This is a genomic window from Chryseobacterium panacisoli (assembly GCF_008274625.1).
GTDB classification, from domain to species: domain Bacteria; phylum Bacteroidota; class Bacteroidia; order Flavobacteriales; family Weeksellaceae; genus Chryseobacterium; species Chryseobacterium panacisoli.
Genome location: NZ_VTRU01000013.1, coordinates 1 through 5,724, shown reverse-complemented (window position 1 = coordinate 5,724; position 5,724 = coordinate 1). Strand labels below are relative to the sequence as shown.

Genomic DNA, 5,724 nt, shown 5'->3' with positions numbered 1-5,724 from the left:
TTTATGTTAAATAAAGTTGTTTTGCGTTGTTATAAGTTGTTATCTTTGCCCCACTGAAAAACGAGAGAGATTCGGTAGCGCAGAAGAGCCTTTAGATAGGCAGAGACATTATGATACTTCAAAAAAGAGGCAGGCAAAAAACTTTAAATTTTTAATTAAAAAAAGTTGCGAGTTTAAAAAGAGTTTGTATCTTTGCAGTCCCAAATAACGGGAGCGCAGGAGTAGGGTGATTGAGGTTATGATAGGAGATTAGGGTTACTTAAAAAACTTTAAAATTTTCTTTCAAAACATTTGGTCATTAAGAAATAAAGTTTTACTTTTGCACTCGCAAATACGGAGCGCCACTGACAGAAGAGAGTGCTTCGTTACAAAGCGGAAGATATAAAGATCATTGACATACAATATAACAACCAAGTAAGGAAAAACTAAAGCGTTAAAAAACTTTGAGTGAGTCAGACAAACATACAATGGAGAGTTTGATCCTGGCTCAGGATGAACGCTAGCGGGAGGCCTAACACATGCAAGCCGAGCGGTAGAGATCTTTCGGGATCTTGAGAGCGGCGTACGGGTGCGGAACACGTGTGCAACCTGCCTTTATCTGGGGGATAGCCTTTCGAAAGGGAGATTAATACCCCATAATATATTTATCGGCATCGATAGATATTGAAAACTCCGGTGGATAGAGATGGGCACGCGCAAGATTAGATAGTTGGTGAGGTAACGGCTCACCAAGTCTACGATCTTTAGGGGGCCTGAGAGGGTGATCCCCCACACTGGTACTGAGACACGGACCAGACTCCTACGGGAGGCAGCAGTGAGGAATATTGGACAATGGGTGAGAGCCTGATCCAGCCATCCCGCGTGAAGGACGACGGCCCTATGGGTTGTAAACTTCTTTTGTATAGGGATAAACCTACCCTCGTGAGGGTAGCTGAAGGTACTATACGAATAAGCACCGGCTAACTCCGTGCCAGCAGCCGCGGTAATACGGAGGGTGCAAGCGTTATCCGGATTTATTGGGTTTAAAGGGTCCGTAGGCGGATCTGTAAGTCAGTGGTGAAATCTCACAGCTTAACTGTGAAACTGCCATTGATACTGCAGGTCTTGAGTGTTGTTGAAGTAGCTGGAATAAGTAGTGTAGCGGTGAAATGCATAGATATTACTTAGAACACCAATTGCGAAGGCAGGTTACTAAGCAACAACTGACGCTGATGGACGAAAGCGTGGGGAGCGAACAGGATTAGATACCCTGGTAGTCCACGCCGTAAACGATGCTAACTCGTTTTTGGTATTTCGGTATCAGAGACTAAGCGAAAGTGATAAGTTAGCCACCTGGGGAGTACGTTCGCAAGAATGAAACTCAAAGGAATTGACGGGGGCCCGCACAAGCGGTGGATTATGTGGTTTAATTCGATGATACGCGAGGAACCTTACCAAGGCTTAAATGGGAAATGACAGGTTTAGAAATAGACTTTTCTTCGGACATTTTTCAAGGTGCTGCATGGTTGTCGTCAGCTCGTGCCGTGAGGTGTTAGGTTAAGTCCTGCAACGAGCGCAACCCCTGTCACTAGTTGCCATCATTAAGTTGGGGACTCTAGTGAGACTGCCTACGCAAGTAGAGAGGAAGGTGGGGATGACGTCAAATCATCACGGCCCTTACGCCTTGGGCCACACACGTAATACAATGGCCAGTACAGAGGGCAGCTACACGGTGACGTGATGCAAATCTCGAAAGCTGGTCTCAGTTCGGATTGGAGTCTGCAACTCGACTCTATGAAGCTGGAATCGCTAGTAATCGCGCATCAGCCATGGCGCGGTGAATACGTTCCCGGGCCTTGTACACACCGCCCGTCAAGCCATGGAAGTCTGGGGTACCTGAAGTCGGTGACCGTAACAGGAGCTGCCTAGGGTAAAACAGGTAACTAGGGCTAAGTCGTAACAAGGTAGCCGTACCGGAAGGTGCGGCTGGAACATCTCATTTTAGAGCGTCTAAAGACGATAAACAAAATTAGTATCGCAAGATACATGTACTTACTTCAAAGTAAAGCTTTAGTTTTTTGTTTGGTTGGTTATATTAAAAATACAAAACCCACTAGAAATTAGTATAGGGAAGAGATACAAGAGCCCAGAGCCAAGAACCAAGACGAATGAAACAGTCTTGTATCAAGCATCTAGGATCTGTTAGTCTAAAAAGACAGTCTCGTAGCTCAGCTGGTTAGAGCGCTACACTGATAATGTAGAGGTCGGCAGTTCGAGCCTGCCCGAGACTACTAATTGAAGGGAATTATAGATTATAAATTATAGATTTTAGATTATAACGAATGTTTCATTTAAAATTTATAATCTAGAATTTAAAATTTCTACTAGAGGGGGAATTAGCTCAGCTGGCTAGAGCGCCTGCCTTGCACGCAGGAGGTCAAGGGTTCGACTCCCTTATTCTCCACAGTTTTGAAAGCTTAGTTTAAAAGTTACGGATAGAGCCAAAAACAATATCTGTTCATTAAGCGGACAAGAAGAAATTAAGATCATTGACATTAACGGTAAAGACATCACAAAGAGATAACCGAGCACTTTCGGGTGCCGAGTTTATAAAAATATCGATAAATATAATTTATCAAAAAATACTGAACTAATTTAATATTAGGAAAGAAATCGTTAAGGGCGTATGGCGGATGCCTAGGCTTTCAGAGGCGACGAAGGACGTGGTAAGCTGCGAAAAGCTGCGGGGATTGGCACACACGAATTGATCCGCAGATGTCCGAATGGGGCAACCCGGCTGGTTGAAGACCAGTCACCTCGTAAGAGGAGCAAACCCGGAGAACTGAAACATCTAAGTACCCGGAGGAAAAGAAATCGAAGAGATTCCGTAAGTAGTGGCGAGCGAAAGCGGATTAGCCCAAAAGTCATTATATGTTTAAAAGAATGTTCTGGAAAGAACAGCCGTAGAGGGTGATAGCCCCGTACTTGAAAGGCATATTTTGATGATAAATGAGTAGGGCGGGACACGTGAAATCCTGTCTGAATATGGGGGGACCATCCTCCAAGGCTAAATACTCCTGAAAGACCGATAGTGAACAAGTACTGTGAAGGAAAGGTGAAAAGCACTTCGAATAGAAGGGTGAAATAGAACCTGAAACCGTACGCCTACAAGCGGTCGGAGCACCTATATGGTGTGACGGCGTGCCTTTTGCATAATGAGCCTACGAGTTAATTTTACTAGCGAGGTTAAGGTATTAAGTACCGGAGCCGGAGCGAAAGCGAGTCTGAATAGGGCGTATAGTTAGTAGGATTAGACGCGAAACCTTGTGATCTACCCATGGGCAGGTTGAAGCTCTGGTAACACAGAGTGGAGGACCGAACCGGTTGACGTTGAAAAGTCTTCGGATGACCTGTGGGTAGGGGTGAAAGGCCAATCAAACTGGGAGATAGCTCGTACTCTCCGAAATGCATTTAGGTGCAGCGTCGTATATAAGTTTATTAGAGGTAGAGCTACTGATTGGATGCGGGGGTTTCATCGCCTACCAATTCCTGACAAACTCCGAATGCTAATAAATGTTCTACGGCAGTGAGGGCATGGGTGCTAAGGTCCATGTCCGAGAGGGAAAGAACCCAGACCAACAGCTAAGGTCCCCAAATATATGTTAAGTTGAAGCAACGCGGTTGGACTGCATTGACAGCTAGGATGTTGGCTTGGAAGCAGCCATTCATTTAAAGAGTGCGTAACAGCTCACTAGTCGAGCGGTCCGGCATGGATAATAATCGGGCATAAACATATTACCGAAGCTATGGATTTGTATTTTAGATACATCTGGTAGGAGAGCATTCTATTTGCGCCGAAGCAGTATCGTGAGGTATTGTGGAGCGGATAGAAAAGAAAATGTAGGCATAAGTAACGATAAAGCGGGCGAGAAACCCGCTCACCGAAAGACTAAGGTTTCCTCAGCCATGCTAATCAGCTGAGGGTTAGTCGGGACCTAACGCGAACCCGAAAGGGGTAGTGGATGGACAATGGGTTAATATTCCCATACTTGCTCACACTAAAAAGGGGACGGAGTGCCGTACTTACTGGAGACTGACGGAATAGTCAAGGCCTAGCCTTCGGGCGAAGCTGCTGTAGGGAAAGTGCTTCCAAGAAAAGCCGAAGTGAAGCAACCCGTACCAAAACCGACACAGGTAGTCGAGGAGAGAATCCTAAGGTGCTAGAGTGAATCATGGTTAAGGAACTAGGCAAAATAGTCTCGTAACTTCGGGAGAAGAGACGCCATCAGCAATGGTGGCCGCAGTAAAGAGGCCCAGGCGACTGTTTATCAAAAACACAGGACTCTGCAAAATCGAAAGATGCAGTATAGGGTCTGACACCTGCCCGGTGCTGGAAGGTTAAGGAAGGTGCTTAGGGTTAAACCGAAGGCATTAACTGAAGCCCCAGTAAACGGCGGCCGTAACTATAACGGTCCTAAGGTAGCGAAATTCCTTGTCGGGTAAGTTCCGACCTGCACGAATGGTGTAACGATCTGGGCACTGTCTCAACCATGAGCTCTGTGAAATTGTAGTCTCGGTGAAGATGCCGAGTACCCGCAATGGGACGAAAAGACCCTGTGAACCTTTACTATAACTTCGTATTGACTTTGAGTAAGTAATGTGTAGGATAGGTGGGAGGCTTTGAAGCTTGCACGCTAGTGTAGGTGGAGCCAACGTTGAAATACCACCCTTTACTTACTTGGAGCCTAACTTCTAAACGGAAGGACATTGCGTGGTGGGTAGTTTGACTGGGGTGGTCGCCTCCAAAAGAGTAACGGAGGCTTTCAAAGGTACCCTCAGCACGCTTGGTAACCGTGCGTAGAGTGTAATGGCATAAGGGTGCTTGACTGTGAGACCTACAAGTCGATCAGGTGCGAAAGCAGGACATAGTGATCCGGTGGTTCCGTATGGAAGGGCCATCGCTCATAGGATAAAAGGTACTCCGGGGATAACAGGCTAGTCTCCCCCAAGAGCTCACATCGACGGGGAGGTTCGGCACCTCGATGTCGGCTCGTCACATCCTGGGGCTGGAGAAGGTCCCAAGGGTTGGGCTGTTCGCCCATTAAAGTGGCACGCGAGCTGGGTTCAGAACGTCGTGAGACAGTTCGGTCTCTATCTATTGCGGGCGTTAGATGTTTGAGAGGGCTTGATTCTAGTACGAGAGGACCGAATTGAACAAACCTCTGGTGTATCAGTTGTACCGCCAGGTGCACTGCTGAGTAGCTACGTTTGGAAGAGATAAGCACTGAAAGCATATAAGTGCGAAACTCGCCTCAAGATGAGACATCTTTTAAGGGTCGTTGGAGATGACGACGTTGATAGGCTACAGGTGTAAAGACAGTAATGTCATAGCCGAGTAGTACTAATTACCCGTAGATTTATAGCCTGATATGGCGCACGGAAGTGCAGCAAGGTTAGCTCTTTGTGAAAGTTTTTATCGATTAAAACAGGTATCAGATGATAGATACAAGGTAGCAGGTAGCAGTAACAGCTATTACCTCCGACCTACTATCTGCAAGCTGAACCTTATATACCTTCTTTAGGGTGGTTTTAGCGGTGGGGCTCACCTGTTCCCATTCCGAACACAGAAGTTAAGCCCACCAGCGCCGATGGTACTGCGAAAGCGGGAGAGTAGGCCGCCGCCAGTTTTTATTTTATTTTTAAAAAATCCTTTATCATCAGATAAAGGATTTTTTTTGCTTTATA

At 46.2% G+C, this 5,724-nt stretch carries 2 tRNA genes and 3 rRNA genes; all 5 read left to right on the top strand.

The features are described 5' to 3' along the window. Positions 1–464 precede the first annotated feature (464 nt). The 5 genes from FW781_RS22210 to rrf all read left to right on the top strand — a co-directional run bounded on the left by FW781_RS22210 (position 465) and on the right by rrf (position 5,666). A 16S ribosomal RNA gene (locus FW781_RS22210) occupies positions 465–1,981 on the top strand. Positions 1,982–2,196: 215 nt separating this feature from the next. Next, positions 2,197–2,270 (top strand) — tRNA-Ile (locus FW781_RS22205). Between the two features lie 99 nt (positions 2,271–2,369). Beyond that, positions 2,370–2,443: transfer RNA gene (locus tag FW781_RS22200), tRNA-Ala, on the top strand. A gap of 202 nt (positions 2,444–2,645) precedes the next feature. After that, positions 2,646–5,404: ribosomal RNA gene (locus tag FW781_RS22195) — 23S ribosomal RNA — on the top strand. Between the two features lie 154 nt (positions 5,405–5,558). Further along, positions 5,559–5,666 (top strand): 5S ribosomal RNA (rrf, locus tag FW781_RS22190). Together the 16S, 23S and 5S rRNA genes with 2 tRNA genes alongside form the textbook arrangement of a ribosomal RNA operon. Positions 5,667–5,724 lie beyond the last annotated feature (58 nt).